We start from the raw sequence: 26,139 nt of genomic DNA, 5'->3' as shown, positions 1-26,139 counted from the left end.
GTGAATTCTAAACGACAATGGTTCCGGTTTGCAGGAGGTGTCCATGGACGGCTTCACGGTGGTCCGGTGCGGGTCCTGTGCGCACATGCCCTCCGGCTTCGACGACGACGACGGCGGCGGCGTTGTCGCGGCGCTGCCGGGGATCGACGAGGTGCTGTTCGAGGGCCTGCGCGCGGTGGTGCGGGACAGCCCGCACGGCATGCTCGTCACCGCCGGCTGCCGGCTCGGCCCCGCCGTCTGCGCCGGCCGCCGGCCCGGCCTGATGCTGCTCGTGCAGGGCTGCGTGCCGGACCGGAGCCGTGCGACGTCGCCGGTGGTCGCGGTCGGCCCGGTCCGCAGCACCCTCGACGTGCGGGTGGTGACCGGCTGGCTGCAGGGCGGCGGGGCGCCCGACCCGATGGCGCTGCCCGCCCGGCTGCGCTGCGCGATCAGCCCCGCCCCGGCCGGAGGGCGGTAGCCGGACCAGCGGGCGCCCGTCGCCGTCCAGGCTGCCGCCCGGGGCGTCGGCGGAGGGCGCCGGTGCCGGATCAGCCGGTCCGGTAGCTCGCCGCCTCCACCGCCCACTCGGTCCCGATCCGGCCCGTCGCGGTCGCCAGCTCGGCACCGAGCTCGGCGACCCGGTCCCGCCGGAACCGGACGGTCGGCATCGCGATCGCGACGGCGGCCGGGACCGCGCCGGGCGGACCGTCCACCGCCCGGCCGATCGCGGTCACCCCGGACTCGGTCGCCTGCTCGTTCAGCGCGTAGCCGCGGCGCCGGCACCGGCGCAGCTCCCGCAGCAGCGCCTCGACGTCGACCGGGCCTGCCTCGGCCGCCTCCGGCCCGGCGAGCCGGGCCCGGACCTCGTCGTCGGGCAGGGTGGCGAGCGCGGCCTTCCCGCCGGACGCCAGATGGGCCGGGAGCACCCGGCCGGCCCGGTCGCCGACCCGCAGCACCTGGGTGCACTCCACGGTCGCGACGAACCGGGTCCGGTGCCCGACCGTCACGGTGACGCTGGTGGTCTCGCCGGTCCGCGCGGTCAGCTCGCGCAGGTGCGGCTCCGCGATCCGGCGCAGGTCGGCGACCGGCTCGGGCGCCGACGGATGCCGCAGTGCGGGCCCGGCGAGGTAGCGGCGGTCGTTGTCCTGCTCGGCGAAGTCGCGGTAGACCAGCATCGCGAGCAGTCGGTGTGCGGTGGAGCGGGCCACGCCGAGGTGCTCGGCGGCCTCCATGACGCGCAGCGGTCCCTCCTGCTTGAGCAGGGTCGCGAGGCGCAGGGCGTGGTCCACCGAGTCGATGCCGTACGCGGGCCGATTCTTCATGTCAGAATCTTATCGCCCGTCTTGCAGAATCCCTATACCGTCCGGGGCATGACAGTGACGTCTCGGCACGGGGCGGCGGCCACGGTGACGCTGCTCTGCTGGCTTCTGATCGTCTTCGACGGTTACGACCTGATCGTCTACGGCACCGTGCTGCCCGCGCTCCTGGAGGAGCCGGGCTGGGGGCTCGATCCCGGCAGCGCCGGGCTGATCGGCAGCCTCGCGTTCGTCGGCATGCTCGTCGGCGCGCTGCTGGCCGGTTTCCTCACCGACCGGCTCGGCCGCCGGCGCACCATCCTGGCCTGCACCGTGGTGTTCTCGGTGTGCACCGCGATCTGCGGCCTGGCGCCCGGCCCGGTCGTGTTCGGGCTGTTCCGGCTGCTGGCCGGGCTCGGGCTGGGCGGGCTGGTGCCCGCCGCGAGCGCGCTGGGCGCCGAGTTCGTCCCCGCCCGCTACCGGCCGGTGGTGGCGACCCTGATGATGTCCGGGATCCCGATCGGCGGATCGATCGCGGCGCTGGTCGGGATCGGCGTGCTGCCGGCCGCCGGCTGGCGGCCGATGTTCGGGATCGCGCTGCTCGCGCTGGTGCTCGTCGTCCCGGTGTGCCTGTTCCGGCTGCCCGAGTCGCCGGCCTGGTTGCGCGGGCGGGGCCGGATCGCCGTGGCCGAGATCGTCGAGGCCCGGTACGGCGTGCCACCCGAGCCCGCCACCGCCACCCCGGCGGCGGCCGGCCCCGGTGAGCTGTTCCGCGGCCCCTACCTGCGCCCGACCGTGCTGTTCGCGGTGGCCACCGCGGCCACCCTGTTCACCTGGTACGGGCTGGGCACCTGGCTGCCGCAGCTGATGCGGACCGCCGGGTTCGAGCTCGGGCCGGCGCTGGGCTTCCTGCTCGCGCTCAATCTCGGTGCGGTCGCCGGCTCGGTGTTGGCCGCCGTGGTCGCGGTGCGGTTCGGCGCGGCCGGGACCGGTGTCGCCGCCTGCCTGCTCGCCTCGGCAGGGCTGCTGATGCTGCTCACCGGCCCGGGGGTGGCCGGGTCCTACCTGGCGCTGGTGCTCGCCGGGATCGGCACGCACGGCACCCAGTGCCTGATCATCGCGATGGTCGCCGGCCGCTACCCGGCCGCGATGCGCGGCACCGCGCTCGGTGTCGCGCTCGGCGTCGGCCGGATCGGTGCGGTCGCCGCGCCGCAGGTCGGCGGCCTGCTGCTGGCCGCAGGGCTGGGCGTGAACGCCAACTTCCTGATCTTCGCCCTGGCCGCGGCGGCGGCCGGGGCCGTCCTCCTGATGATCCGCCGTCCGGTGGGCGAGCCCCGCCCGGAAGGAGTCCCCGCATGACCGTCCACGCCTCGCCGGTGTCCCTGCGCGCCACCGGCGGACCCGGTCAGCCCGAACCGGGCCCCGCGCTCTCCGAGCTCTACCGGGGCTTCGAGCGGCAGTCGCTGGTCCCGCTCTGGACCGAGATCGGCGACCTGATGCCGCCGTCGCCGCGGCCGCGGGCGGTGCCGCACCGGTGGTGCTGGTCGGAGCTGCTGGGTCTGGCGCAGCGTTCCGGCGATCTGGTGCCGGTCGGCCGGGGCGGCGAGCGCCGTGCGATCGCGCTCGCCAATCCGGGACTGGGCGGGGCACCGTTCGCGACGCCGACGCTGTGGGCCGCGATCCAGTACCTGAACCCGCGCGAGGACGCTCCGGTGCACCGGCACGCGCAGAACGCGTTCCGGTTCGTCGTCGAGGGCGAGGGCGTCTGGACCGTCGTCGACGACGACCCGGTCGCGATGCGCCGCGGCGACTTCCTGCTCACCCCCGGCTGGCGCTTCCACGGCCACCACAACCGGTCGGACGCGCCGATGGCCTGGCTGGACGGGCTGGACATCCCGTTCGCCCACCACATGGGCTCCGGGTTCTTCGAGGACGGCCCCGAGGAGGTGCCGGACCGGTCGGCGCCGGCCCGCTCCCGCTCGGAGCGGCTGTGGTCCCATCCCGGCCTGCGGCCGGTCGGTGTCACCGGGGAGACCCGGTGCTCGCCGATCGCGGCCTACCGCTGGGAGCACACCGACGCCGCGCTGCGCGAGCAGCTGGCGCTGGCCGACGAGGGCCGCCCCGGCGTGCTGGAGGCAGGCCACGCCGCGGTGCGTTTCAGCAACCCGGTCACCGGCGGCGACGTGCTCCCCACCATCCGCGCCGAGATGCACCGGCTGCGGGCCGGCACCAGGACGGCGACCCGCCGCGAGGTCGGCTCGTCGGTCTGGCAGGTGTTCGACGGCGAGGGCACGGTGCGGGTCGGCGACCGGGAGTGGGCGGTGCACCGCGGTGACCTGGTGACGGTCCCGTCCTGGGTGCCGCTGACGGTGATCGCGGTGACCGGACTGGACCTGTTCCGGTTCTCCGACGCGCCGATCCTCGAACGCCTGCACCTCGACCGGGTCCAGCTCGGCAACCCCTGAAAACCCACCAGAGAAGGAAGAGGAACATTCCATGCGACTGACCACCCTGCGGACCGCCGCCGGAACCCGGGCGGCCCGGATCGACGGCGACACCGCCGTCGAGATCGGCGCCCCCGACCTCGGTGCGCTGCTCGCCGACCCGATGTGGGAGGCGCGCGCCGCCTCGGCCGACGGCCCGCGGCACGACCTGGCCGGCGCCGACCTGGCCCCGGCCGTCCCGCACCCGGGCAAGATCTTCTGCGTCGGGCTGAACTACCGCTCGCACATCCTGGAGATGGGCCGGGAGCTGCCCGAGTACCCGACGCTGTTCGCGAAGTTCCCGGAGGCGCTGATCGGCCCGGACGACGTGATCGAGCTGGATGCCGCCTCGTCGGCCGTCGACTGGGAGGCCGAGCTGGCCGTCGTCGTCGGCCGCCGGGTGCGCCGGGCGTCGGAGGCCGAGGCGGCCTCGGCCGTCGCCGGGTTCGCCGTGCTCAACGACGTGACCATGCGGGACTGGCAGTACCGCTCGGTGCAGTGGCTGCAGGGCAAGACGTTCGAGGCGACCACCCCGCTCGGCCCGCAGCTGGTCACCCCGGACGAGCTGCCCGGCGGCGTCCGCCCGGCGCTCGACCTGAGCTGCACCGTGGACGGCGAGACCATGCAGCGGGCCGACACCTCGGACCTGGTGTTCGACCCGGTCGCGCTGGTCTCCTACATCTCCTCGATCGTCACCCTGAACCCGGGCGACGTGATCGCGACCGGCACCCCGGGCGGCGTCGGGCACGCCCGTGAGCCGCGCCGCTACCTGACCGACGGCGCCGTCCTGGGCACCGCGATCCGCGGGCTCGGCGCGCAGCGCAACGCGGTCGCCGCGGCCGCACCGGTGCCGGCGTGACGGCGGCGACCGCGTCCGCCGCTCGCACCTGGGTCGACGAGGGGACCCGGCTGCTGCTCGGCGCCCTCGACACCCTCGACGACGGCGCGCTGGACCGGCCGTGCGCGCTGCCCGGCTGGAGCCGGCGGCACCTGCTGGCCCACGTCGCGTCGAACGCCGAGGCGCTCGGCCGGCTGCTGGACTGGGCGCGCACCGGGATGGAGAACCCGATGTACGCCTCCCCGGAGCATCGGGCCGCCGAGATCGAATCCGGTGCGCTGCACGCCGACCTGCCCGAACGGGTCCGGGACACCGCCGAGCGGCTGTCCGCGGCGATGGACACGATGCCGGCGGCCGCCTGGTCGGAGCCGGTGGTGACCGCCCAGGGCCGCACGGTCCGGGCGGCCGAGACGATCTGGCTGCGCGCCCGGGAGACCTGCATCCACGCTGTCGATCTCGACGCGGGGGTCCGGTTCGCCGACCTCCCCGGGGACTTCCTGGTCGCGCTGATCGAGGACGTGGTGGCCTGGCGGTCGACGCGCAGCGGGCCGCCGGCGGTGCTGCGCACCCCGCGGACGCTGCACGAGCTGCCGGGGAAGGGGGAGCGGCACAAGGTGGAGCTGCCGGTGCCGCTGGCCGCGGCCTGGCTGGTCGGCCGCGCGCCGCACTGCCCGGACCTGCCGGAGCTGCCCCGGTGGCTGTGACGGCGCCGCACCACACCGGGCCGGCGGCGCGTCACGCGGGCCGGTCCCGGGCCGGCCGGTCCGGCGAAACCGGGTCGCGGGCGCCTGCCGGGTCCGGTAGGCCGGTGTGGTGAGCAGTCTGCGGCGGGACCCGATGCCCCTGCGCGGCCGGGCCGCGCTCGTCACCGGCGCCGGCCGGCGCGGCGGGATCGGGCACGCGACCGCGTGCCGGCTCGCCGCGTACGGCGCGAGCGTCGTCGTGCACCACTTCGCGCCGCACGACGCGACCCAGGAGTGGGGCGCCGACGACGTCGGCGCCGCCGTCACCGAGGTGCGCGGCCATCGCGCGGTGGACGGCGCGGTGGTCGCCGACGTGCACGCCGACCTGGCCGATCCGGCCGGGCCGCAGCGCCTGGTGGACGCCGCCCGGGCGCTCGTCGGACCGCTGGACGTGCTGGTCGCGAACCAGGCGCTGTCCGGGTCCGACGGCCCGCTGGGCGAGCTGGGGGAGGAGCTGGACCGGCACTGGGCGGTGGACGCGCGGGCGTCGATCCTGCTGGCCCAGGCGTACGCGAACGCGCACGACGACGACCGCCCCGGCGGCGCGATCGTGCTGCTCACCTCCGGCCAGGCGGAGGGCCCGATGCCCGGCGAGGTCGCGTACGCGGCCGCGAAGGCGGCCGTCGCCGGGATCACGCCGACCCTGGCCGATCAGCTGGCGGACCGGCGGATCCGGGTGAACACGGTCAATCCGGGGCCGGTCGACACCGGTTACCTGGGGCCGGAGGCGTTCCGCGCGATGGCGGAGATGTTCCCGTTCGGCCGCTACGGGGAGCCGGACGACCCGGCCCGGCTGATCTCGTGGCTGTGCACCGACGAGGCCTACTGGATCACCGGGCAGGTGATCGCCTCGGAGGGCGGTTTCGCCCGGCACCGCAACGGATGGCGGCCCTGACCGGTCCCGGGATGTGGAGCGGACGACGGGACTCGAACCCGCGACCCTCACCTTGGCAAGGTGATGCGCTACCAGCTGCGCTACGTCCGCACGCCTCGCACCGTGCCCGGTGCGATCTGCGTGGTGGACCGTAGCGCACCCGGCAGGCGCCCGGACCCGTGGGGGCCCGGGCGCGGTGGCTCAGGGGGTGCCGCCGTGCCCCACCTCGACCCGGACCGCCACCACGGCGCCCTCCCGGGCGTTGCGGCGGGCCTCCTCGTGGAAGTCCGGCGCAACGCTGGCGAACAGGGTCCGGCCGTCGGAGCCGCCGAGCATGCAGGCGAACACCCCGGTGCCGGTCTCGATCGTGTCGACGATCTCGCCGCCCTCGCGGACCCGGATCAGCCGGGCGTTGAGCGCGTCGGCGACCCACAGGGCGCCCTCGGCGTCCAGCCCGCAGCCGTCCGGCGCGACCGCGATCTGGCCGAGCGCCTTCTCGACGTCGCGGTCCGGCAGCTCGCCGAACGAGGCCCACACCCGGCGGCCGCTCAGCGAGCCGTCCTCGGCGATGTCGAACGCGGTGATCCGGTTGCCGAAGGTCTCGTTGACCAGCAGCGTGCCGCCGTCGGTGATCACGCTGCCGTTGGGGAACCACAGGTCGTCGGCGACGACGGCGACCGAGCCGTCCGGGTCGATCCGGACCAGTGACGCGGTCTGCAGCGGCGCGCCGCCCATCAGGTCGAAGCCGAAGTTGCCCGCGTAGGCGCGCCCCCGGGCATCGACCACCATGTCATTGAGGTGCCCGCCGGTGTGCGCGGAGACGTCGGCGTGGGTGACCAGGGTGCCGTCGGGCTCGCGGCGGAGCACCCGGGCGTCGCGCATGGACACCACGAGCAGCCTGCCGTCGGGCAGCCAGCCGAGCCCGGAGGGCTGCTCCGGGACCTCGGCCTCGAGGCGCTGGTCACTGCCGTCCTCGGCGACCGAGAGCACCTGGTGGGTGTAGAAATCGACGAACCACAGGCGGCCGTCGTGCCAGCGCGGGCACTCGGTGTAGGTCAGGCCGCTGACGATGGTGCTGATCTCACGGGGCATGGGGGATTCCTCCGGCGGCGACGGCGCTGATGACTGAGCGCATAGTCAGTGGATCTGCTAGATGTGTCAAGGAACACGGTGGGTACGTGCGGTGGAGGGGACGACATGACGCGGAACGCCGCGGATCCGGCGGCCGGGCTCTGGGGTGACGATCTCGCGCCGGTCGCCCGGACGCTGCTCACCTCCGCCGTGCACTGCTTCGCCCGGCGAGGCTTCACCGGCACGACGACCCGGGACATCTCGACCGGCGCCGGGCTGAGCCCGGCCGCGCTGTACGTGCATTTCCGCTCCAAGGAGGACGTGCTGTTCGAGATCGCCCGGCGCGGCCACCTGCGGGCGCTGGAGGCGGTCTCCGCGCCCGAGGTGACGGCCGGGCTCGACGACCCGCCGGCCCGGCTGCGGGCGGTGGTGGCCCGGTTCGTGTCCTGGCACGCCCGGCACCACGTCGCGGCCCGGGTGTGCCAGTACGAGCTGGCGGCGCTGGGCCCGGAGCACCTGGACGAGATCGTCGCGATCCGCAGGCAGTTCCCGGAGCTGTTCCGGTCGGTGATCGCCGAGGGCGTCGACCGGGGCGACTTCGCCCCGGTGGACGCGGGCCGGGTGGTGCGGGCCCTGCTCTCGCTGGGGGTCGATCTCGTGCGCTGGTACCGGCCGGACGGCCCGGACTCGCCCGAGCAGCTCGGCCGGTTCTACGCCGATCTCGCCGTGAGCATGGTCTCCGCGGTCCCCGGCCCGCAGCCGGGCTGACGACCCGGCTCAGGCCGTCGCGACCGCGCGTGCGGCCTCCAGGAACCGCTCCAGCTCGGAGCGGGTGTCCGGCCCGCAGGGCTGGAAGACGATCTCGGTGACACCCTGCGCGCCGAGGTCGTCGATCTTGCGCCGGACCTCGTCGCGGGTGCCGCTGATGGTGGCGTCGCGCAGCAGCACGTGCCCGCCGGCGGCCCAGGCGGCCCGGTCGGCGTCGTTGAGTTCGACGCAGTGGCCCGCGTGCACGGTCAGGTGCCGCTCGCCGTCGGCGGTGCGCTCGACGGTGTCCATCCAGGCGTCACCGCCGGGCAGTGCGCGGACGGCGTCGGGGCCGCCGAACTCGTAGGCGCCGTGGTAGGCGAGTGCCCAGCCGGGCCCGCCCGCCGCGCGGACGCGGTCGGTGTCGACGCCCTCGTCGTCGTCCAGCACGGTGCCCCACACCAGGAACGCCGCCCACGGGTGGTCCTTCATGAACTCCGGGGCCTGCAGGGTGGCGTACAGGCCGTCGCCGAGCTCGCGGGCGACCGCGTCGCCCTTGGGGCCGAGCGCGCCGATGAGCACCGGGACGTCGACCGGGCGGGCGGGGGAGTGGCCGTCCGGGTGCAGCATCTGCATCCGGGCACCCTCCCACTCGACGACCTCGCCGCGGAGCAGGCCGCGGTAGGCGCGGATGTAGGAGTCCATGAAGGCCCAGGTGATCGCCCGGTAGCCCATCGCGCGCCGGCCGGTGAACCCGGTGCCGAACGAGACCGCGACCCGGCCGGGTGCGAGCGCGGCGAGGGTCGCGGTGCCCGCCGCGTTCACCATCGGGTGCCGCAGGCTCGGGACCAGGACGCCCGGGCCGAGCCCGATCCGCTCGGTCCGCTCGGCGGCCAGGGCCAGGGTCATCCATACGTCCGGGCTCTGCTGCGGGGTGTCGTAGACCCAGGCCCGGTCGTATCCCAGCTGCTCCGCGAGCGCGATGTCGTCCGGCGAGCCCAGGCTCGTCGGGAAGGCGCACGACACCTCCATTGGTGTCCTCCGTTCGTTCCGGGGTGGGCCATGTCACGACCGCTGACTAAGCGCATAGTCACCGCCGGAGGGGGTCGTGTCAAGCGGGCGGCGCAGCATGCCCCCGGAACGCCGAGAACCCCCTGACCGACGCCGTCGATCAGGGGGTTCTCGCTGGTGGTGCGCGATACTGGGATTGAACCAGTGACCCCTACCGTGTCAAGGTAGTGCTCTCCCGCTGAGCTAATCGCGCGAGGCGGCGGCGGGAATCGAACCCGCGTACAGGGCTTTGCAGGCCCTTGCCTAAGCCACTCGGCCACGCCGCCGGATTCCCGACTCGTTCCGAGACCGGCCGAGCGGACGACGGGACTCGAACCCGCGACCCTCACCTTGGCAAGGTGATGCGCTACCAGCTGCGCTACGTCCGCATCGCACCGTTCCCCGGTGCGTTGGGAGAACACTAGCGCACGGTCCGTGGCGGGGTGCGAGGGGGGTCGGTCGTGATCGACCGACCGCGACGGGGCCCGGGAAACGACGAGGTCCCCGGGTCGTGGCGACCCGGGGACCTCGGATGGTGCGCGATACTGGGATTGAACCAGTGACCCCTACCGTGTCAAGGTAGTGCTCTCCCGCTGAGCTAATCGCGCGAGGCGGAGGCGGGAATCGAACCCGCGTACAGGGCTTTGCAGGCCCTTGCCTAAGCCACTCGGCCACTCCGCCGGAACCGGTGTGATCCCGCTGGAAGGTCCCGGCTCAGGGGCCGATCCTCCGAGCGGACGACGGGACTCGAACCCGCGACCCTCACCTTGGCAAGGTGATGCGCTACCAGCTGCGCTACGTCCGCACGAGCACCGCATCTCCGGCTGGGAGCCGGTCCACGGTGCGGTGAGAGGACACTAGCACCCGCCCCGAGGGGGAGCAGTCACCCCCCTCTCCACCACCGGATGTCCTCTCACGTGCGGAGATCGACTCCGCCCGGTGGTGGGGTGCGTCGGCTCAGTCCCGGGCGGTCGTGTCGAGCAGGTCCGCGAGCGCGGCGTCGAAGTCGAGCCAGGAGTACTCGGCGGCGGCCGGGACGGCGTCGTAGGTCGCCTGCAGGAACTCCGAGAGGGTCTGCGCCGAGGTGGTGAACAGCGCGTGCCCGGACGGCGAGGTGAGCTCGAGCTCGATCCGGGTGGGGTCCTCGCTCATCGGCTGGACCCGGACGTCACCGGTGCCAGCCGAGTCGACCAGGCCGTCGGCGAGCAGGTCGCGGGCGAAGACCCAGTCGACCGTGGTGTCGTGTCCGGTCCGGAACGAGGCCTGGACGGCGTAGGGGTCGCGGCTCGTGTAGGACAGTTCGACCTTCACGGGCACGACCGGCGCGTCCGGAGCGATGAGCTCGAACATGGCCGTCGCCCGGATCGTCTTGGACTCGTCGCGCATCGGTCATCCTCTTTCGTGGGGCGTTGCGTGGGGCGTCAGTCGGGAGAACGAGCAAGCGGCCCCTGGGGTGACGGGTCCGGTACGCATCAACGTGGATCACCACGGGATGACGCCCGATCGAGTCACAACGGTGTAACTCCCCGCTGCGGACACGCGGCTGAACGGGCACTCTGCCGTCCTGGCGTGTGAGGCGGACGGCCGCCGGCGACTACTCTTGCCGGAGTCCGAACCGTTCGGACACAGATCCCGAAGACTGCAATGTGAGGACAACGCTGGTGGCAGGCATCGCCGACCCGCCGGAGCGTCCGGAACGCGGGCGGCCCGGTGACGGTGCCGCGCGCCGCGAGCCACCGCGTCGTGACGACGCCGGCGACGCCCGGCTCGTGGAACGGATCCTGGCCGGGGACTCGACCGCACTGGGTGAGCTCTACGACCGGTTCGGGCGGCAGGCGTACTCGTTGGCGCGACGGATCTGCGCGGACGAGGGAATCGCCGAGGACGTCGTGCAGGAGGTGTTCCTGGCCTTCTGGCGGGACCCGTCCCGGTTCGACCCGAACCGCGGACGGTTCGGCACCTGGCTGCTCACCCTCGTGCACCACAAGTCGGTGGACGCGGTCCGCCGGGAGAGTGTGATCCGGCGACGGAGCGTGCCCGCCACCGAGGACGGCGCCGAGTGGAACGCCCCGCCCGGCCCGGGCGCCGACGAGGATGCGATCGGCTCGGTGGTCGCCGGCCAGGTGCGGGACGCGCTCGGCAGGCTGCCCGCCGAGCAGCGGCAGGTGCTCGCGCTGGCGTACTACGGCGGCTACACCCAACGCGAGGTGGCCGCGATGACCGGGGTGCCGCTGGGCACCGTCAAGTCCCGGATGTTCACCGGGGTGGCGCGGCTGCGGAACCTGCTGGGACCTGCGGTCGCGGACGCCGGTGGCGATCTCTCCGGAGGAATGTCGTGAACGGGAACGAGAGGAGGCACTGTCCGATGGTCGAGCAGACGGTCGGATGGGCCCTGCACGCTCTCGAGCCCGACGAGGAGTTCGAGGTCGTCGAGCACCTGCCCGGCTGCGCGGAGTGCCGCCGGACGGCCGCCGAGGTCGCCGACGTGACGACCGGGCTGGCCACGGCGCTCCCGCAGTACGAGCCGCCGCCCCGGCTGCGCGAGTCGATCGTCGAGCAGGCCCGGCGGACGCCGCAGGTCGGCCGGGGCGCCGGTGAGCGTCCGGTGCCGGGGGACCGGCTCGGCCCGCCGCCGCAGGCCCCGCGGCACGCGCGCAGGCAGCCCGGCCCGCCCGCCGACCCGGCGTCCGGCCGGTTCCCGCCGCCCGCGGCCGTGCCGCCGCCGGTGCCGGCCGGGCCGCCGCGCCCGGAGCCGGTCGCCGGGCCGCGCCAGGGTCCGGCGCCGGGGCCGGGGCCGTCGCGGCCCGGGCGGCCGGACGGCGGTGCCGGGAGCGGTCCCGGACGGGCCGGCCGGAAGCCGCGCCGCGCCGGACGGGTGCTGGTCGCGGCCCTGGCCGCGCTCGCCGTCGTCGTCGGCGGAGGTGTGGTGCTCACCGAGTTCCAGAGCATGCGCGCCGAGCGGGACGCGAGCATCGCGCAGGCCCGGCAGATGGAGGGCGTGCTCACCGCGCTCGCCCAGCCCGGCACGTCGCACGCGTTCCTGGCCCCGGAGGCGGGCGAGCCCGCCGTCGCGGCGGTGCTGGTGCACGACGGCGGCCGCGAGATCGTGCCGATGGGACTCGAGCCCAACCAGGTCGACGCACAGACCTATGTGCTGTGGGGGCTCGAGGCAGACGGGACCCCGCGGGCACTCGGGACGTTCGACGTCCGGTCGGGGACCGTCGGACCGTTGTCAGTAGCATCGGTTGACCGAGAGGCGTTCGGTGCGTACGCCGTCTCGCTGGAGCACGGAAGGGAGGCCCCTTCCGAGCCCACGGCAGTAGTCGCGGCTGGGCAGGTGGGGACCTGAGTACGACGGAGCAGAACGACGCCGGTGCACCGGCGGCGGGGCAGCAGAGCCGCCGCCGGTACACCGGGATCCGCAAGTGGTTCCGGCGGACCAAGGTCCGCTACCGGGCCTTCCGGGCCGAGGTCGCCTGCCGGCCCGTGCTCGATCTGAGCTACCGGATCACCGCGGGCGTGCTCGGCACCGCCATCGTGATCCTCGGGATCATCGCGCTCCCCGCGCCCGGCCCCGGCTGGGCCATCATCTTCCTCGGTCTCGGCGTGCTCGCCGCCGAGTTCCGCTGGGCCAAGCGGCTGCTGCACTGGGTGCGGGTGCGCTACGACGCCTGGGTGGCCTGGATGCACCGGCAGACCCGGCCGGTCCAGCTGCTGGTGATGACGCTGATCCTGGGTGTGGTCGCGGTCTGCGCGTGGCTGTTCGGGGTGTTCGACACCGTCGGCGGATGGCTCGGGATCGAGTGGGCCTGGCTGGAGTCGCCGCTCAAGCCGATGATGGGGCCGTCGCCGGTCGGGCCGGCGCCGGGCGGGATGCCTGCACCGGGGGTCGTGCCGGAGGTGCGGTGATCGGGACCGACCCCCCGCGGTGGGTGGGGGAGCGGGCTGTGTAAAGTACGGGACACCGCTGAGGGCGATTAGCTCAGGGGGAGAGCGCTTCGTTCACACCGAAGAGGTCACTGGTTCGATCCCAGTATCGCCCACGCAGGTCAGAGGCCCAATCCGAGCAATTCGGGTTGGGCCTCAGTCGTTCCCGGGGAACATTCAGGGAACATTCCCGGATCACCGCGGCACCGCCATTCCCGCGGTCGGGCCGTCGTCCGGGTCCTCGTCGTCGGGGCCGTCGGCGCCGAGCATCGAGCCGCCCAGGGCGTCGAGGATGCGGTCGTGGTTCTCGGTCCGCCGCGTGTAGAGCTGCAGCGTCGTGGTGACGCTCTCGTGGCCCATCACCCGCTGCACCATGTTCGGCGGCACGCCGTCGTCGACGAGCCAGGTGGCGTACGAGTGGCGCAGGTCGTGGAACCGCAGTCCGGTGCCCGCCGCGCTCGCCACCGCCTTGACGGCCGCCGCGTGGGTCTCGCGGACGAGCGTGTTCGCGCGTCCCTCGTCGTCGATCCAGCGGCCGGTGAACTCATGGGAGCCGGTGTGTTCGACCGAGCCGAGCAGCCCGGCCCGGACCAGCGACGGCCGCCAGATCCGCGAGCGGAACAGTGTGCGCCGCAGCGGCTTGCCGACGGCGTTGGGGAACACCAGGCCCCGCTCACCGAGCCCGTAGCGGGCGACGTGGTCACGCAGCTGCGGCACGAGCCAGCGGGGGAGCGGCACCGTCCTGCGGCCGGCCCCGGTCTTCGGGTACGGCTTGTAGTCGGTGTTCCCGCTGACCTCGACGACGGTGCGGATGACCCGCAGCGTCCCTCCGGCCAGGTCCAAGGCGTCGCTCTGCAACCCGACGGCCTCGCCCCAGCGCAGCCCCGTCCACGCCGTGGTGGCGACCAGCATGCGGTACCGGGCCGGGACGGCCGGGAGCAGATCGCCCGAGAGCTGGTCACGGGTGATCACCCGGTCGTCGTGGTCGTGCTTGCGGCGGCGGGGGAGGGTCACGTCCTCGCACGGGTTGTACGGGATCAGCCGGTTCCGCACCGCCGAGCGCAGGACACCGGAGGTCAGCCGCAGTGCCTCGGCGACCGTCGCGGGGGAGCGGCGGCGGCCGAGCTCGCTCACCCAGCTCTGCACGGACAGGTGATCGATCTTGCCGAGCTGCCAGTCGCCCCACTGCGGAAGAACGTGGGTGCGCATGACGGAGGCGTCCCGGGCCCGGGTGGTGGATTCCCCGGTCCTGCTCGCCAGCCATGCTTCGGCGTGCTCGGCGAAGCGCTGACGACCGGCCTGCGGGTCGACGTAGGTGCCGTTCGACGCCGAGGTCCGCACCGTCGCGAGGAAGTCCCGCGCCTCGCGCTTGGTCGCGAAGTTCTTCGAGCGCTGCCGCCCGGACGGGTCGCGCCACTTGGCCCGGTACTGCCCGTTCGGTGTGACGTGGATGCTCACGACGCCGACGCCATGTCGAGCAGCCAGGCGTGGAACGACTCACGCGGGACGAGCCACCGTCGGCCGAGCCGCTTGGCCGGGATCTCGCCCTTTCGGATCAGGTCGTAGGTCATGCCCAAGTTGAGCCCGAGCAGGCCGGCCACCTGGCGCACGGTGTAGACCTGCGGCGCCGGGATGTCACGCAGCGAGACCGCGTCATCGCTCCGGTCCGGTAGCCGCAGGACCGAGTGGTTGTCTGTCATCTCCGTTCCTTCCTCATCCGGCCGTGCTGGTCAGTTCCTCGCGGGCGGCACGCCTCCTGGCCCGTGCCTGGGCGGCCGCGGTGTTGGCCAGCAGCGCGTCAGCGGTGGTGTGCCAGCCGATCCCGGCGAAGTGCAGCGCGGAGATGACCACCTCGGTCGTGTCTTCGCCGTCCAGGCGCTCGACCTCATCCGCAGCGGGGCGGGGGTTGGCGTGGTCGCGCTGCCAGTCCCGCCGTGCCTGCCGCAACGCGGTGAGGGTGGTGGAGTAGCGCCGGGAGCGGGTGGAGAAGTGGCCGGCGAATCCGAGCATGTGCGCCCATCGCCACAGCCGTCCCCAGGACGTGGACCAGTCGTCGGGGTCCCAGCCGACGGGGCGTTGTCCGAGGCGCCAGCAGGCGTCGATCTGACGGCCGGTGTGGGTGGTGTGGTCGGTGTAGGAGCGCACCGTGTCCGGACGCAGCCGGGTCGAGAGGTGCCCGGCGGTCTCGGTCGCCTTCGTGGCGTACTTGGCGAGGTAGGCGGCGACGGCGGTCGTGGTGATCTCCGCAGCGTCGTCGAGGTCGCGAGCGGCGAGCCGGACCGGGCGTGGGTCGACCTGCTCACCCCACGCGATCGGCCACCCGTGGGGCCGGTAGGGGTGCGAGGCGGTGGTGAACGAGGTCTCGGTGACCGCTCCACGGAGCAGTAGCGCGACCTGGGCGTCGGAGATCCCGGGCGGGGGCGACAGGGTCAGGTGCGACAGCGCCGGGTCGGGGTCGCGGCCGTCGAGCCGAACCAGGGCGTGCAGGTGGACCGCGCCGCGGGCCTGGAACTCGGCGACCTTGGTGTAGCTCAGACGGAGCTTGGCGCCGGTGAGTTTCTCGAGCTGCCGCAGGTTGCGGGTGGCGGCGATCATCGTGCGGCGCCACAGCTCTCCGACGTGCAAGTTCCACACCGCCTGGTGCGGGTGGTCGTAGCAGTCCAAGCACAGCGGCTGCCCGACGCGCGGGTCGTCGGCGGCGTGGCGCTCCCAGCAGGCGTACCCGGTCCCGTGCTCGCAGCTCGTGTCGTCGCGGCGGGGGCGGCACGGAAGAGGCCGGCCTTTCCGATCGGTGCGGTGGGCGTGGACCGGACCGAACGACGGGGCGGTGACGGTCAAGAACACGCACGGGTGCCCGGCCACGCTCGCGGGGGTGCCCTTACCGCCGACCAGCCCGGCGGTGACGAGCTGGAAGGTGTCGGCCCGGTAGGTCTCGGCACACGAGGGACAGACAGAGGCGCGGCGGTTGCCGCAGGCGGTGTAAATCAGGCCGTCGGGCATCTCCGCGGTGTGGCGCTCGGAGGTGATGCGGCCGGTGGCTTCCTTGACCCGGAACACCGTCCCGGACAGGCGGATCGGGTGGGCGCACCCGGCGGCAGGGGTGACGTGGCGCAGCCACCCAGCGAAGTCCTCCCGGCGACCTGCGGCAGCGACCAGGTCGGCGGCGGGGGTGGCTCCGGCCAGGCGGGACAGGCGTCGGGCCGCGAGGCTGTCGACGGTCGCCGAGCCGTGGCCGGTGCTCATCACGCCACCCGAGCCACAGCGGTGCCGGTGTACTCGCGGGCGGTCCGGGCCCAGTCGGCGGCGGAGCGCAGGGCGCCGGCCTCGGCGTCGGACACAGCCGCGACGTAGACGAGTGGGATCGTGTGGTCGGCGACGGCGCTGCGGGCGAGCACAGACCACCAGCGGGCGTCGCGGGCGTGCAACGCGGCGAGAGCGTCGGCCCACTCAGCGGCGGTGACGGCTCCGCGCTCGTAGCGGGAGCTGGCCTGACGGCGAGCAGCCGCGCACCGACGCAGCCCTGCGTGGACCAGCTCGGCCGTTGTCGGGCGGGCGGTCATGCGGCACCACCGGTGGTGTCGTCGAGGTCCTGGCCGTGGGCGATCCCGGCGGCGAGCCGTCGCATGGCGGCACGGTCGGCCAGGGCGTAGACCTGCTCGTCGGACAGGTGCGCGGCCTTGATCCGCCGCGGGACACCGCCTTCGGCGAGGAGGAACCCGATGCCCTTGGTCTCCGGAGCCACGCTCGCCGCGGAGTGACCGCGGGAAGCCCAGCCGTGGCCGAGCACGATGTCCGAGCTGGCGTCGGTAGTGCAGCGGAAGGCCCACCGGTAGCCGAACAGGTCCCGCAGGCTCGTGGGGATGATGTCCGAGCTGGGCCGCTGCGTCGCCGCGACGACGATGATCCCGGCTGCACGGCCCCGGGCCACCAGGTCACGCACGAGCACGGAGAAGGCTTCCTGCTCGCGCTTGGTCCCGACGGTGGCGGAGAAGTAGGCCAGCTCGTCGAGGACGACCACGATCGGCGCGACGCCGTCGGCGGGGGCGATCTTGCGGCGCCGCTCGTCGTCGAGGACGGCGTAGCGCTGATCCATCTCCGACTGCAGGTCCAGCAGAGCGGCGATGGCGTCGTCGAGGCTGTTGGCGACGAACCGGTCCGCGCACGACCGCCAGAGGCCGAGTTCGACGATCTTGCCGTCGAACAGCCACAGTCGGCAGTCCGTGGCGAGCGCGGCGTGGGCGACGATGTTGTTCAAACCCACCGACTTCCCCGCGCCGGGCTCACCGGCCAAGAGCATGTTGCGGTAGATCAGCGGGACCCGGACAGGACACCCGTCCTCGCCGGTACCGAGGTGGATCGGCTCCCAAATCGACGGCCCCTCGTCGGTGCGGCGTTCGCGGCGGTGGGCGCGGTACTCATCGGCCCACCGGCGCAGGACCACCAGCGGGCGGACCAGCCGCCCCGAAGAGTCCTCGTCATCGGTGCTCAGTGGCAGGGGCTGTGTGGGCGGGTGCTCAGACATAGTCCGACCAGTCCCCACCACGACCGCTGTCGGACGGGCCGTCGAACGCAGGCTGAGGTGCCGCGGGCAGCGCCGAGCGGGACGGCTCCCGGCGCGGGGTCGGGACCGGCGAGTCGGGGCCGTCGTTGGTGGGCCAGCCCGGGGCGTGGATGTCGCCGGAGGCGTAGCGGAACAGGTCCGAGCGGATCAGGTTCGGCGCCAGCGGGTCGCGGCGGATGATCTCGACTCGGACCACGGTGGTGAACCGCGGCCACGGGACGACGCGGGCCTCGCGGGCGAAGCACGCCGATGCCAGCTCCTCGGTTTGCTCGGCGATCGCGGTCGGGGAGATCCCGGCGCGCAGGACTACCCACACCGCTTCCCCGACCCGAGTCGGGCGGGCCCACACGGTGAGCGGGCAGGCCCGGGAGCGGGAGTTCAGGACCCGGCATTCCAGGAGCGTCTGCCGGACCCGGTGACGGGTCAGCACGGCCTGAGCGCGGTGGAACAGGAACCGCCGCGTCCACGGGAGCCCCGCGAGCACCAGCCCGATCGCGACGAACAGCGCGACCCGCGTCGTGGTGTCGAAGCCGGTGCCCGGGACGGCGACGAATCGGCCGGCCTCATCACGGACGTGGTCCGGGCCCACCGCCACCCACGCCCACACACCGACGACGAGGACGAACAGCTCCGCACGCAGCCGCAGCAGCAGGGCGGCGACGCGGACGGCGGGGTTGGCGGGCGGGGCGGAGATGATCTCGAAGGAGTCCACACGGGACTTCCCGGCACCGAAGGTGCGGGCAGGAGCGGCGTTGCGAGCCATGACAGGGCCTTCCGGACGCGGGGCGAGCGACGAGGCGGGGAGCGCGAACAGCGACGGAGCGTCGGGGTGCGGGGCGGGACTCCGGGGAAGACAGCCCCGACCCGCACCACCGACCAGACAGGCGGTCAGGACGCCTTGGACGTCTGCGCGTGCGCGGGCTCGATCCGGTCGGCCTTGAACGCCACACCGGCCCGCTGGCCCTGCTGCCACGGGATCGCGATCAGCCCGACCGGGCGGACCTCTGCGCCCTGCTCGACCTGCGGAGCCCCCGGTGTGGTGATGGTCAGGATCTCCGCGCCCTCGGCGTCGACCTTGACCAGCTGCGTGGTGAACAGCGGCGTCCCGGTCTGGCGGTCGGTGCGCTGACGGCCGTCCATGTCGTTCTTCGGACGCGGAGCCGCGCCCACGGTGTAGCGGGTGCCGGTGGTGTCGACCTTGATCGTTGCCATGACCGTCCTCCAGGGACTGAATCGGGATGGCCCTCGTAGCGGGGCAGGTCCAAGACTCCGGAAATCACCGGGACGGCCCGACCACACAGAGGGACATCTCAGGACGTCTCAGCTAGAATCAAGACGTCCCAGCTCGTGTCCACGGAGGGGTACGGCGATGGCGAACGAGCGACTGCGCGACGCGCTGATGAGCGCCGGCCTCACGCCCGCGACGGCGGCCGAGCAGATCGGCGTCGACGCCAAGACCGTCGAGCGGTGGGCTACCCAGGGCCGCACCCCGTACGCACGGCACCGGGCCGCGCTGTCCGCGCTGGTCGGGCAGAGCGAGTCCTACCTGTGGCCCGCAGCGGTACCGCCCGAGCGTCAGGCGAAGATCGCGGCCTCGGAGATCGTCGCCGCCTACCCGCACCGCGGCGCGGTCCCCGCAGAGCTGTGGGACGAGCTGCTCGCCTCGGCGACCGACCGAATCGACGTCCTGGTCCACGCCGGCCAGTTCCTCATCGAGCGTCCGGACTTCATTCGCACCGTGGCTGAGAAGGCTGGCGCCGGGGTGACCGTGCGGATCAACTTTGGCGACCCCGACAGCGACGCCGTCGAGCTGCGCAGCCAGGAAGAACGCCTCGGGACCGGGACGCTGGCCGCGCGGATCCGCTATGGGCTGGCCGCGTACCGGCCGCTACTGGACACCCCGGGCATCGAGTTCCGTTTCCACACGACCACGCTCTACAACTCGATCTTTCGGTTCGACGACCAGGCCATCATCAACACCCACGTCTACGGGGTCCCCGGCGCCCACGCCCCGGCGCTGCATCTGCGCAAGCTCGGCGCCGGGGACCTGTTCGACACCTATGCGCGTAGTTTCGTCGACGTGTGGAGCACCTCGACCCCAGCGCGTTGGTGACCGGCGCGTGGCCCGGACCGACCACTTCCATGACCCGGACGCCCCGAAGGCGACCAGCATCGTCATCGCCGTGAGCGCGTTCGTCACCGACAAGCGCGACCGGCTGCTGATGATCCGCCGCACCGACAACAACCTCTACGCGCTCCCCGGCGGACGCCACGAGCTCGGCGAAACCATGACCGAGACCGCGGTCCGCGAGACCGACGAAGAGACCGGCCTCCACATCGAGGTCACCAGCCTGGTCGGGATCTACAGCAACCCCGACCACGTCATGGCCTACAGCGACGGCGAGGTCCGACAGGAGTTCTCCATCTGCTTCCGCGCCCGGCCGGAGGGCGGGGAACCGAGGACGAGCGACGAGTCCTCGGAAGTGCTGTGGGTCGAGCGGGCCGAGCTGGACGGCATCGAGGTGCACCCGTCGATCCGGCTGCGGATCGAGCACGGGTTCAGCCGGCGGGACCCGTACTACACCTGACCAGCCAGGCCCACGGACGATAGCCACACCTCTGCGCGGTCTACGGCGCCACGGCGGTCGGCCATGCTGCCGTCGAGAGCGCGGCTCACGTAGTGGTCGGCGGGGTAGCGCTCCCGCACCTCGGCCATGCGGTCGTCGAACGAGACGCGCTCGCCGTCCGGGCTCGTAGTCATGTCCAGGTACCAGAGCAGATCGCGCACAAGTCCCTGCGGATCGTCGAAGGCGCGCAACTCGTCGAGCAGGCCCAGGACGTCAGCCTCGTGTGCGGCGGCTGAGTGGAACGCGACCAGGCCGCACATCAGGTCGTCCGCACCCCAGTCGCGAAGTGCACGGGCACCGTCGAGCGGATGGAACCGTGTCGCACCGAGGTCCGGCGCGTAGCCGACATCATGGAGCCAGCAGGCGGCGACGAGGACCGGGCCGCCATCGAGATGTGGGTCGATGATCTCAGCGCGTGTGGCGACGCCCTGGACGTGGTTCCAGCGACGCGGCAACGCCTCGGCAAGGTGGCGCTCAGCCACCGAGCGGGCTGCGTCGAGGACCATCACATCTCCGAGCCTAGGAGGCTGTCCGGGCGTCCGCCCGGACCATTGACCGTGGTCGACCGGAATCCACCCGCTCGGCCGGTGAGGACTTTCCTTACGTCTTCAAGCCGGCCCTGACGGGCCGGACGGGCGGCGTCGCTACCGTCCGCCTCCTGCCTCCGGCCCGGCGGCCGGCGCGCGCACGCCCGCCACCAGCTCAGATGGACCTGAGATCGTTCACGATGCCAAGTCGTGATAGGCGATCAGTGAGAACGCGATAATTCTCAGCCGTAAGGTAGTCGCGTAATAGTGCCCAATTCTCTATTACTTTCGCCGCTGCGTTCAGGGCGCGTTCTTGGGCTGCGCTGCCTCCAAATCCACTGCGCTCACCCAAGCGGTTGAAGCTCGCTCGCGAAGCAGCTTCAAACGAGCGCTGATCATCTAGCTTCATCCCCATTCGGTCCTCGGCAATGTATAGAACTGTCGGTAATACATCGTACAGTGGGCTAAGCTGTGCGGAACGTCCGTCTGGATAAATGAATGCCCAGTTCTTCAGGTGAGCGTCTCCATTTCCTAGCAGGATATTGAAGGTAATCCGGTCAATTATCTCGCCGACCTCCTCGAGAGTGCAAAGAGCGCCAGTGATGCGTGCAACTGTTTCGTGGTTTGCTCGCATGTACTTGGCATTCTCGATTGCGGTCGGCACTAGAAGGATCTGTGCAACCTCTTCCATGTGCACCCGCCCGCGTGGACTACGATCGAATCGATCGATGGCAAGAGCTTGTCCGTTGGTAGTGACCGCCCACTTCTCTAGGCCGGCAATCGAGTCTACGTTAACAAGCCAGTTGTCAGGAACGCGAATGCCACTTGCTCGGGCGAGCTGTAGGCTGCCGTGTTCTGCCTCGGGAACTCCACTAAATCCTGCTCGCTCGTCTGGGAGTTTGAGAATGACGGTTCCTGCTTCGCCTGAAGCAGGTATTGTCAGCCCCTTCTTGGATCCAGCGAGCGAGTACTTCAGTTGTGCTCCAGCAAGACTAAACTTGAGCAGCGGATTCTGCTCGTCGGGACTTGATGTATCGCTGTCTTCGTCGAAATCGCCCACGCCCGTTGTGTCGCGGTCAGTTGCAGGAACCGCACGCAACGCGCCAGGCAGGTCATTTCGACCGAGGCGCATGAGCAGCTCGAACTCTCGCTTCTTATTTGTCCCGCTTGCGTCGGCAACTGCTGCGCGTAAGCGGCCCTCCGGCAATAGATGTGAGAACCAGGTCGGTAGGGCCGTATGTGAGCTTGGCTTCCAAGACGCTCCACGCTCTTCGAATCGCTGCCCAAGGATTGGCCGGTGTGGCAACTTCCAGTACGAGTCCAGAAACTCAAACGAGTTGCGCTCATATCGGGAATCGAGGTGTCCGACGTCAACCCAAACGCCAGACGGGTCCTGTAGCTGAATAAGCAGTGACGAATCACGGGCCATCGGCGGAATCTTCCATATCTAGAACCAGTAGATCTGCGATCGGTGGTCGATTCGATGCTCCTACCTCAAGCTTAGAGTTCAGAAACTCCTGAAGTAGGATAGTTAGATCGCGCTCGCGGACCTCGATGAATTCAGCTCGATCGCCGATTTTCAGGGCATTAGCTGCGGATTCGCTGATGGCGTGACTGTCGAGTATGTCTTGCAACTCATTTCCTGTCGGACGGACAGAGTTCGCCGGCCAGAAAGCACGAGAAGCGGCCCGAGACCGGTGGTTAGGTACGATTTCACGGATCGCACCTGCACCGAACTGGTTGAGCTCTGCGGCAACGTTCATTTCTGTGCCATTCAAGTTCTTCGGGCGAAGGTCAACTAGAGAAAGTAGTAGGAGTCGACTCCACGATTTGTCAGTGCGAAGGGGGGAGATTGGCAATTCGGGAGGTGCGACGTCGGGTACGTAGTCGAGTAGCCGCTTTACTGCCAAGTATTCATCAGGAGCTTCATTCGGGGCCAGTTTTCGCGGGTTCACACTCGTAATTGCCCGGCGCATCGTTGGAGTCTGGCCGCCCTCTCGGCCGAATTCTCGTACCCATCCACGCCAGAGCCAGCGACTAAGTAGTCGCTCAATCCAAGGCGAAGGCTCTGGATGTAGATGAAAGAATGCTGCAAGAACCGGAAGGGGAAGCGTGTTAGGCATAAGTAGTAGATGCGGAATACCTTGCTTCTGGAGGAACTCTATCGCTCTACCAAGGGCGGCTTCGACCTTGTCGTACCATTCGGCGGGATCGTCGCCAGAAACAAACTCGTCATGAATGTCGCGCTGGACGTTCCCTCCTCGAATTGCGAGGAGGCTCTGCACAATCCGCCCATCATCGATCTCGCCAAATCCTGTCGAGCTAAGTGCCCTCGAAACGCTTGCTGGGCTACCCGGTTGAGTGTCGTTAGCAAAGAGCGCATGGAAAGTCTGTGCTCGCGTAATTGGTCGCCCGGCTGAATTGACTCGGTCGAAGACCTCCCTGAGGAGAGCTTGATTGTCGCCAGAGACAACGTAGGCTGGAATTCTATAATCGCGGATGACTCCAACTAGAGCGTCAGCGGCATCGAAATCGTCAGGTTCGAGGTCGTCGGCGCTCTTGCGGGTCCAAGCTGCAGCGCTCCTGGATGATTGCGCTTCTCGAAGTGGAATCGCACGAGGGCTTATGACTCCATTCTTCGCGTTGACGAACCGCTTTGTCTCTAAATCGAAGTAGACTTCGAATCGCTCATCAACTCCGGCCGCGAGCAAACTCAAGCAGGCAAAAAGTGAAGTAACGCGCTGCTGGCCGTCTACAACCCATAGAGCGTGTGTAGTTTGGGGTGCATTGACCCTGATGGGGCCGAAGAAGATTGTCTCCTGTTCTGCGGGTTGTTGCCAGAGAAGTAGTGTGCCGACTGGAAATCCACGATACAAGCTATCGAATAGCTTTCGAACGTCTGAACCGTCCCAGACAAATGATCGTTGAAAAGTTGGGATCCGGATAGTGCCAGATTCTGCGTACTTAACTAACTCAGGGATCGAGAAATCTGTCGCACCGGTACTGTCGAGAGGTGAGGCGAGAGTCACGGAATTCTCCGATTCTGTTTGTTGTGGTGACTGTACCGAACTGAGCCTCATCGAGGCGTTGAACCTTGAGGAGTAGCTACCTTCGGCTGAGAAGCGCTGGCCGCTCGGAAGCTCAGACCTGCCCCGAGCCGGCCGACGGTCGTACATGGTTCGCGCGCCATCCAGGGCGAACCTGTGCGGGGACCCCTAGCCCCACACAGAACCGTCGCTCCGCGACCGCCTGCCGGCGGCCCTGGACACCACACGAACCATGCTCGTGCGGCCTCGTATCGGGGCAGGGAGGGGAGTGGGCAGGGGAGACGCCGTGCCGTCCGGCCCGATGATCACGAGGAACATCGAGGGAACATCCCTGCCAGGTGCCGCGGGTACGGGCCGCACCGAGCCGGTAGAAGCTCGGCAGGTCAGCGCGTTGTACAAGCCTCGCCAGCAGCAGGAACGTAAGCCGGGCCGCATTCACACCGAAGAGGTCACTGGTTCGATCCCAGTATCGCCCACAGTCAAAACCCCTGGTCACAGCCTCGCAAGAGGTTCGGGACCGGGGGTTTTCTCGTTCCCCGGGTCGAGCAGGCAGCGTGGAGGCAGCAGCGGTCATCAGGCACGCTGCCCGATGCCTGCGGCTCCGATGCCGTCGTCCGGGTCCTCGTCGTCGAGTGCCTGGAGGATGCGCGCCGAGTTGTCGGTCCGCCGGGTGTAGAGGTCCAGCGTCGTGGACGAGCGCTCGTGCCCCAGGACCCGCTGGACCATGTTCGGCGGAACGCCGTCGTCGACGAGCCAGGTGGCGTACGAGTGGCGCAGGTCGTGGAAGCGGAGACCATCGGCGCTGCTGCGGGCGACCTCCATCACGGCCTGGGCGTACGTCGGGGCAGTCTCCGTGTGCTGGTTGCCCTCCCGGTCGAGCCAGCGGGCCCGGAACAGCTTCGGACCGACCTGGACCACCGAGCCCAGGAGACCGGCCCGGACGAGCGACGGCCGCCAAACCCGCGAGCGGAAGATCGTCCGGCCCAGCGGTCCGCCGAACTCGTTCGCGAAGATCGGCGATGTCGACTCTTGCGGCCAGCGGCGCAGGTGCTCCCGGATTGCAGTCACGACCCACTGGGGGAGCGGGACGACGCGACGGCCCGCCGTCGACTTCGGGAACGGCTTGAAGCTCCGCTTGCCCGCGACCTCGATCACCGTGCGCACGATGGACACCGTCCCGGCATCGAGGTCCACGACGTCCTCCCGCAGCCCGGCGACCTCACCCCAGCGGAGGCCGGCTCCGGCCGCTGTGGCGATGAGCGCCCGATGACGCTCCGGAACGGCGGGCAGGAGCACTTCGCGAAGATCCTCCCGGCTGATCACCCGCTCGTCGGTGTCCTGTCGGCGCCGCTTCGGGATCCGGACGTCCGTGGCCGGGTTGAACGCGATCAGTCGATTCCGTACCGCCGAGCGCAGGACCGCCGCGGTGAGCCGGTATGCCTCGGCGACAGTGGCCCGAGACCGGGTGTGGCCCAACTCCGTCACCCACTGCTGCACGGACAGGTGGTCGATCTTCGCGAGCTGCCAGTCCGCCCACTGGGGCAGGACGTGGGTACGCATCACCGAGCGGTCCCGGGCCGCGGTGGTCTGCTCGGTGTTCCACGAGGCGGACCATGCCTCGGCGTGGTCACCGAACGTCGTCCGACCCGCGTGCGGGGACACGTAGGTCCCGTGGCTCTTGGAGGTCTCGGTCTCCGCGAGGAACGCGCCGGCCTCCTTCTTGGTCCGGAACGTCTTGGAGCGCTGCTGCCCGGTCGGGTCGCGCCAGAACGCCTTGTAGCGCCCACCGTCGGTCTTACGCACGAACCCCATCAGGCCACGCCCCGCACGGACTCCCGGACCTCGCCGTCGAGCCAGGCGTGGAAGCGGTTCCGCGGGATCAGCCATCGGCGGCCGACCCGGATGGCCGGGATCTCCCCGGACCGGACCTGCTCGTAGGCGACTCCTCGGGCCACGCCCAGCATCTCGGCGACCTGCTCCACGCTGTACGTCAACTGCTCCACCGGTCTCTCCTTCCTCGGCGTCATGCGGTGGGACTGTCAACTTTCCGGTGTAACTGAGGTTGGTCGGGTTACTTGCGTCCGGCGGACAGGCGTCCGTCGAAGGCGATGTCGAAGGCGTTCAGGGCGGGCTTCCAGCGGATCGACCACCGGCGCTGCCCGGTGCCGGTGGGGTCGAGACTCATGATCGCCATGTAGACGCACTTGAGCGCGGCGGCCTCGTTCGGGAAGTGACCGCGGGCCTTGACCGCCCGCCGGATCCGGGCGTTCACGCTCTCGAAGCTCTCTTGTCAAGCAGCAGTCGCCAAGTTGGTCGGTGTGGTTGTCGTGGAGCGTCTCGCGTCGGTCCACATGTGTCTGATGATGATGT

The 26,139-nt window shown here is 70.9% G+C and carries 28 protein-coding genes, 8 tRNA genes and 2 pseudogenes; 13 read left to right on the top strand and 25 right to left on the bottom strand.

What is annotated here, in order from left to right:
• Positions 1 to 43 precede the first annotated feature (43 nt).
• Positions 44 to 457, top strand: a complete 414-nt coding sequence (locus ABZ881_RS27975) for a hypothetical protein (RefSeq protein ID WP_358488671.1) — start codon at positions 44 to 46, stop codon at positions 455 to 457.
• Between the two features lie 70 nt (positions 458 to 527).
• Here the strand turns inward: ABZ881_RS27975 and ABZ881_RS27970 are convergent, their stop codons facing one another.
• On the bottom strand, positions 528 to 1,301 hold the full coding sequence (locus tag ABZ881_RS27970; RefSeq protein ID WP_358488670.1) for an IclR family transcriptional regulator: 774 nt from the start codon (positions 1,299 to 1,301) through the stop codon (positions 528 to 530).
• A 48-nt stretch (positions 1,302 to 1,349) separates the two neighbouring features.
• Here ABZ881_RS27970 and ABZ881_RS27965 point away from each other — a divergent pair, with 48 nt between their 5' ends.
• From ABZ881_RS27965 to ABZ881_RS27945, 5 genes are all read left to right on the top strand, one after another.
• Positions 1,350 to 2,633 (top strand): MFS transporter, encoded by a 1,284-nt coding sequence (locus tag ABZ881_RS27965; RefSeq protein ID WP_358488669.1) that lies wholly within the window; start codon positions 1,350 to 1,352, stop codon positions 2,631 to 2,633.
• Complete coding sequence (locus tag ABZ881_RS27960; protein ID WP_358488668.1) at positions 2,630 to 3,739, top strand: cupin domain-containing protein; 1,110 nt, start codon at positions 2,630 to 2,632, stop codon at positions 3,737 to 3,739. The genes ABZ881_RS27965 and ABZ881_RS27960 overlap by 4 nt, the downstream gene beginning before the upstream one ends.
• A 31-nt stretch (positions 3,740 to 3,770) precedes the next feature.
• Complete coding sequence (locus tag ABZ881_RS27955; protein ID WP_358488667.1) at positions 3,771 to 4,616, top strand: fumarylacetoacetate hydrolase family protein; 846 nt, start codon at positions 3,771 to 3,773, stop codon at positions 4,614 to 4,616.
• Positions 4,613 to 5,299, top strand: coding sequence for a maleylpyruvate isomerase family mycothiol-dependent enzyme (locus ABZ881_RS27950; protein WP_358488666.1), 687 nt, complete (start codon positions 4,613 to 4,615; stop codon positions 5,297 to 5,299). Before ABZ881_RS27955 ends, ABZ881_RS27950 begins: the two co-directional genes overlap by 4 nt.
• Positions 5,300 to 5,408: 109 nt before the next feature.
• Positions 5,409 to 6,233, top strand: a complete 825-nt coding sequence (locus ABZ881_RS27945; RefSeq protein ID WP_358488665.1) for an SDR family oxidoreductase — start codon at positions 5,409 to 5,411, stop codon at positions 6,231 to 6,233.
• 14 nt (positions 6,234 to 6,247) lie between these two features.
• Here ABZ881_RS27945 and ABZ881_RS27940 read toward each other — a convergent pair.
• Together ABZ881_RS27940 and ABZ881_RS27935 are read right to left on the bottom strand one after the other, a co-directional pair.
• Positions 6,248 to 6,323 (bottom strand) — tRNA-Gly (locus ABZ881_RS27940).
• Positions 6,324 to 6,413: 90 nt separating this feature from the next.
• Positions 6,414 to 7,304, bottom strand: a complete 891-nt coding sequence (locus ABZ881_RS27935) for an SMP-30/gluconolactonase/LRE family protein (protein WP_358488664.1) — start codon at positions 7,302 to 7,304, stop codon at positions 6,414 to 6,416.
• Positions 7,305 to 7,409: 105 nt separating this feature from the next.
• On the opposite strand from ABZ881_RS27935, the gene ABZ881_RS27930 reads away from it, so the two are divergent.
• Entirely contained in the window at positions 7,410 to 8,051 is a 642-nt protein-coding gene (locus tag ABZ881_RS27930; RefSeq protein ID WP_358488663.1) for a TetR/AcrR family transcriptional regulator, read from the top strand.
• Positions 8,052 to 8,060: 9 nt separating this feature from the next.
• On the opposite strand, the gene ABZ881_RS27925 is transcribed toward ABZ881_RS27930, so the two are convergent.
• From ABZ881_RS27925 to ABZ881_RS27890, 8 genes are all read right to left on the bottom strand, one after another.
• On the bottom strand, positions 8,061 to 9,062 hold the full coding sequence (locus ABZ881_RS27925) for an LLM class flavin-dependent oxidoreductase (protein ID WP_358488662.1): 1,002 nt from the start codon (positions 9,060 to 9,062) through the stop codon (positions 8,061 to 8,063).
• 157 nt (positions 9,063 to 9,219) lie between these two features.
• Positions 9,220 to 9,294, bottom strand: a tRNA-Val gene (locus ABZ881_RS27920).
• A gap of 1 nt (position 9,295) precedes the next feature.
• Positions 9,296 to 9,367: transfer RNA gene (locus ABZ881_RS27915), tRNA-Cys, on the bottom strand.
• 29 nt (positions 9,368 to 9,396) lie between these two features.
• Positions 9,397 to 9,469 (bottom strand) — tRNA-Gly (locus tag ABZ881_RS27910).
• 144 nt (positions 9,470 to 9,613) lie between these two features.
• Positions 9,614 to 9,688, bottom strand: a tRNA-Val gene (locus ABZ881_RS27905).
• A gap of 1 nt (position 9,689) precedes the next feature.
• Positions 9,690 to 9,761, bottom strand: a tRNA-Cys gene (locus tag ABZ881_RS27900).
• 51 nt (positions 9,762 to 9,812) lie between these two features.
• Positions 9,813 to 9,885, bottom strand: a tRNA-Gly gene (locus ABZ881_RS27895).
• Positions 9,886 to 10,037: 152 nt separating this feature from the next.
• The gene (locus ABZ881_RS27890; RefSeq protein ID WP_344023347.1) at positions 10,038 to 10,466 is read right to left on the bottom strand and encodes an SsgA family sporulation/cell division regulator; all 429 of its coding nucleotides are present in this window, start codon (positions 10,464 to 10,466) and stop codon (positions 10,038 to 10,040) included.
• 275 nt (positions 10,467 to 10,741) lie between these two features.
• Here ABZ881_RS27890 and ABZ881_RS27885 point away from each other — a divergent pair, with 275 nt between their 5' ends.
• The 4 genes from ABZ881_RS27885 (at position 10,742) to ABZ881_RS27870 (ending at position 13,123) form a co-directional block, all read left to right on the top strand.
• On the top strand, positions 10,742 to 11,419 hold the full coding sequence (locus tag ABZ881_RS27885; RefSeq protein ID WP_358488661.1) for a sigma-70 family RNA polymerase sigma factor: 678 nt from the start codon (positions 10,742 to 10,744) through the stop codon (positions 11,417 to 11,419).
• A 26-nt stretch (positions 11,420 to 11,445) separates the two neighbouring features.
• The gene (locus ABZ881_RS27880) at positions 11,446 to 12,429 is read left to right on the top strand and encodes an anti-sigma factor (protein WP_358488660.1); all 984 of its coding nucleotides are present in this window, start codon (positions 11,446 to 11,448) and stop codon (positions 12,427 to 12,429) included.
• Between the two features lie 137 nt (positions 12,430 to 12,566).
• A complete protein-coding gene (locus tag ABZ881_RS27875) occupies positions 12,567 to 12,989 on the top strand; it encodes a TIGR02611 family protein (protein ID WP_358488659.1) in 423 nt (140 codons plus the stop codon).
• Positions 12,990 to 13,051: 62 nt separating this feature from the next.
• Positions 13,052 to 13,123, top strand: a tRNA-Val gene (locus ABZ881_RS27870).
• A 79-nt stretch (positions 13,124 to 13,202) separates the two neighbouring features.
• On the opposite strand, the gene ABZ881_RS27865 is transcribed toward ABZ881_RS27870, so the two are convergent.
• The 7 genes from ABZ881_RS27865 to ABZ881_RS27835 all read right to left on the bottom strand — a co-directional run bounded on the left by ABZ881_RS27865 (position 13,203) and on the right by ABZ881_RS27835 (position 18,780).
• A complete protein-coding gene (locus ABZ881_RS27865) occupies positions 13,203 to 14,465 on the bottom strand; it encodes a site-specific integrase (RefSeq protein WP_358488658.1) in 1,263 nt (420 codons plus the stop codon).
• Positions 14,462 to 14,707: a helix-turn-helix domain-containing protein gene (locus tag ABZ881_RS27860; RefSeq protein ID WP_020627013.1), complete on the bottom strand. Its 246-nt coding sequence runs from the start codon at positions 14,705 to 14,707 to the stop codon at positions 14,462 to 14,464. The genes ABZ881_RS27865 and ABZ881_RS27860 overlap by 4 nt, the downstream gene beginning before the upstream one ends.
• A 13-nt stretch (positions 14,708 to 14,720) precedes the next feature.
• On the bottom strand, positions 14,721 to 16,250 hold the full coding sequence (locus tag ABZ881_RS27855) for a replication initiator (RefSeq protein ID WP_358488657.1): 1,530 nt from the start codon (positions 16,248 to 16,250) through the stop codon (positions 14,721 to 14,723).
• Positions 16,250 to 16,567 (bottom strand): hypothetical protein, encoded by a 318-nt coding sequence (locus ABZ881_RS27850; RefSeq protein ID WP_358488656.1) that lies wholly within the window; start codon positions 16,565 to 16,567, stop codon positions 16,250 to 16,252. The genes ABZ881_RS27855 and ABZ881_RS27850 overlap by 1 nt, the downstream gene beginning before the upstream one ends.
• The gene (locus ABZ881_RS27845) at positions 16,564 to 17,529 is read right to left on the bottom strand and encodes an FtsK/SpoIIIE domain-containing protein (RefSeq protein ID WP_358488655.1); all 966 of its coding nucleotides are present in this window, start codon (positions 17,527 to 17,529) and stop codon (positions 16,564 to 16,566) included. The genes ABZ881_RS27850 and ABZ881_RS27845 overlap by 4 nt, the downstream gene beginning before the upstream one ends.
• The gene (locus ABZ881_RS27840; protein ID WP_358488654.1) at positions 17,522 to 18,331 is read right to left on the bottom strand and encodes a hypothetical protein; all 810 of its coding nucleotides are present in this window, start codon (positions 18,329 to 18,331) and stop codon (positions 17,522 to 17,524) included. The genes ABZ881_RS27845 and ABZ881_RS27840 overlap by 8 nt, the downstream gene beginning before the upstream one ends.
• Before the next feature lie 125 nt (positions 18,332 to 18,456).
• Positions 18,457 to 18,780 carry a hypothetical protein gene (locus ABZ881_RS27835; RefSeq protein ID WP_358488653.1) on the bottom strand — a complete coding sequence of 108 codons (324 nt, stop codon included), beginning with the start codon at positions 18,778 to 18,780 and terminating at the stop codon, positions 18,457 to 18,459.
• A 157-nt stretch (positions 18,781 to 18,937) separates the two neighbouring features.
• Between ABZ881_RS27835 and ABZ881_RS27830 the strand changes: the two genes are divergently transcribed.
• Together ABZ881_RS27830 and ABZ881_RS27825 are read left to right on the top strand one after the other, a co-directional pair.
• Positions 18,938 to 19,681 carry an XRE family transcriptional regulator gene (locus ABZ881_RS27830; RefSeq protein WP_210027361.1) on the top strand — a complete coding sequence of 248 codons (744 nt, stop codon included), beginning with the start codon at positions 18,938 to 18,940 and terminating at the stop codon, positions 19,679 to 19,681.
• 7 nt (positions 19,682 to 19,688) lie between these two features.
• On the top strand, positions 19,689 to 20,156 hold the full coding sequence (locus ABZ881_RS27825) for an NUDIX domain-containing protein (RefSeq protein WP_358488652.1): 468 nt from the start codon (positions 19,689 to 19,691) through the stop codon (positions 20,154 to 20,156).
• On the opposite strand, the gene ABZ881_RS27820 is transcribed toward ABZ881_RS27825, so the two are convergent.
• The 7 genes and pseudogenes from ABZ881_RS27820 to ABZ881_RS27790 all read right to left on the bottom strand — a co-directional run.
• Positions 20,147 to 20,704 carry an HD domain-containing protein gene (locus ABZ881_RS27820; protein WP_358488651.1) on the bottom strand — a complete coding sequence of 186 codons (558 nt, stop codon included), beginning with the start codon at positions 20,702 to 20,704 and terminating at the stop codon, positions 20,147 to 20,149. The two genes, ABZ881_RS27825 and ABZ881_RS27820, sit on opposite strands and share 10 nt — an antisense overlap.
• 193 nt (positions 20,705 to 20,897) lie before the next feature.
• Positions 20,898 to 21,782 carry a HipA domain-containing protein gene (locus tag ABZ881_RS27815; RefSeq protein ID WP_358488690.1) on the bottom strand — a complete coding sequence of 295 codons (885 nt, stop codon included), beginning with the start codon at positions 21,780 to 21,782 and terminating at the stop codon, positions 20,898 to 20,900.
• A 42-nt stretch (positions 21,783 to 21,824) separates the two neighbouring features.
• Positions 21,825 to 22,151: pseudogene (locus ABZ881_RS27810) on the bottom strand (HipA N-terminal domain-containing protein); the annotation flags it as partial.
• On the bottom strand, positions 22,141 to 23,751 hold the full coding sequence (locus ABZ881_RS27805; protein WP_358488650.1) for a DUF262 domain-containing protein: 1,611 nt from the start codon (positions 23,749 to 23,751) through the stop codon (positions 22,141 to 22,143). The pseudogene ABZ881_RS27810 and the gene ABZ881_RS27805, both read right to left, overlap by 11 nt.
• 591 nt (positions 23,752 to 24,342) lie before the next feature.
• The gene (locus tag ABZ881_RS27800) at positions 24,343 to 25,572 is read right to left on the bottom strand and encodes a site-specific integrase (protein WP_358488649.1); all 1,230 of its coding nucleotides are present in this window, start codon (positions 25,570 to 25,572) and stop codon (positions 24,343 to 24,345) included.
• An 8-nt stretch (positions 25,573 to 25,580) separates the two neighbouring features.
• Positions 25,581 to 25,772 carry a helix-turn-helix domain-containing protein gene (locus ABZ881_RS27795; protein WP_358488648.1) on the bottom strand — a complete coding sequence of 64 codons (192 nt, stop codon included), beginning with the start codon at positions 25,770 to 25,772 and terminating at the stop codon, positions 25,581 to 25,583.
• A gap of 68 nt (positions 25,773 to 25,840) precedes the next feature.
• A pseudogene (locus tag ABZ881_RS27790) lies at positions 25,841 to 26,053 on the bottom strand (transposase); the annotation flags it as partial.
• Positions 26,054 to 26,139 lie beyond the last annotated feature (86 nt).

The organism is Pseudonocardia sp. NPDC046786 (assembly GCF_040645415.1).
In the GTDB taxonomy this organism is placed as follows: domain Bacteria; phylum Actinomycetota; class Actinomycetes; order Mycobacteriales; family Pseudonocardiaceae; genus Pseudonocardia; species Pseudonocardia kongjuensis.
The sequence above is the reverse complement of the archived record's forward strand: the minus strand, read 5'-3'. Positions and strand labels throughout refer to the sequence as shown.